This is a genomic window from Myxococcus vastator, from assembly GCF_010894475.1.
GTDB classification, from domain to species: Bacteria; Myxococcota; Myxococcia; order Myxococcales; family Myxococcaceae; genus Myxococcus; species Myxococcus vastator.
In genome coordinates this window covers 1-1,426 of sequence record NZ_JAAIYB010000838.1, presented here as the reverse complement: position 1 = coordinate 1,426, position 1,426 = coordinate 1, and the positions used below count along the sequence as shown (strand labels likewise).

Annotated in this window: 1 protein-coding gene; it reads left to right on the top strand. The window is 68.6% G+C overall.

Annotation, left to right across the window (positions count from 1 at the left end; all coding sequences use genetic code 11):
* Nucleotides 1–173: 173 nt before the first annotated feature.
* Nucleotides 174–1,426 (top strand): trypsin-like serine peptidase (locus G4D87_RS37765; protein ID WP_163787593.1); only part of this gene is annotated, 1,253 nt, incomplete at its 3' end.

The window sequence follows — 1,426 nt, the reverse complement described above, 5'->3', positions numbered from 1 at the left end:
CCCCTCACGCACCGCGCCGCGCCAGCCGGAGCGTCACTCACCGTGAAAAGAGAAATCTCCAGCCACGCTGCGCCTGCCACGGAACCCATGGCCGTTACAGGGAATTGTCAGTTTTACCGGGTATAAACGGGAGTGCAGTCAGCTCCGCAAGAGCTTCACTCCCAGGAGAATCGATGAAACGCATCCCACTCGCATGTCTCGTCACGGCGCTGGCCACGGGGGCGCCGTCGGCGCTGGCCTCCGATGAGGTCTGCCAGCAGGAAGAGGTCTCCTCTTCGTCGCAGCGGCTCACGAAGGTGGGCGAGGACGTCTTCCGCCGCTTCGAGACGACCCACCCCTACGCCACCACGCAGCTTCGCGCCTCCGACGGCCCCATCCACACGGACGTCATCACCCACCCCGGCGCGGCGTACATCGCGCCCCACTTCGAGCGGCTCGACCTGGAGGAAGGCGACTTCGTCGTGGTGCGCGCGCCGGACAACTCCCGGTCGTGGCGCTACGACAACTCGCACCCGGGCGCGCGCAGTGGCTTCTGGGGCATCCACATCGCCGGTGACACGGCCATCATCGAGCTGCACAGCCACGACAGCGTCAACCGCCGCGGCATCCTCAACAAGCACGGTTACTCCATCGACCGGTTCGCGCGAGGCTACTCCAACGAGGAGATGGGCCTGTCGGGCGACAAGGCCCTGTGCGGCGCGGACGACACGCAGTGGGCCCCCTGCTACGCCTCCAGCGACCCCACCATCTACGGCCGCGCCCGTCCGGTGGCGCGCCTGCTCATCAACGGCTCCGGCGCGTGCACGGGCTGGCTCGTGGGCAGCCAGGGTCACCTGATGACCAACCAGCACTGCGTCGGCACGGCGAGCGAGGCGCAGAACACCCACTACGAGTTCATGGCGGAGGGCGCGAGCTGTTCAACGAGCTGCGCGAGCTGGTTCGGCTGTCCGGGCACCGTCATCCCGGGCGGCACGCTGGTGAAGGTGGACGCGCCGCGTGACTACGCGCTCATCCAGCTGTCCCAGAACCCGGTGAACACCTACGGCTACCTCCAACTTCGCGCCTCCGGCGCCGTGGTGAACGAGCGCATCTTCCTGCCGCAGCACCCGGCCGGCCACGGCAAGAAGATCGCCGTGCGCTCCACGGATGCCCGGGACGAGTCCGGCTTCGCGGAGATCTACAGCCGCAACGAGGCCTCCTGCCAGTCCGGTGGCCCCAACGACATCGGCTACTACGCGGACACGCAGGGCGGCTCCTCCGGATCGCCCGTCATCGGCCACTCGGACAACCTGGTGGTGGCCCTGCACCACTGCGCCAACTGCCCCAACCGCGGCGTGCCCATTGAAGCGGTCATCAGCCACCTGGGCACCAGCCTGCCCCAGTGCGCGCTGCCCGCCGCCGGCTGCCCCGACACCGGCGGCAACGG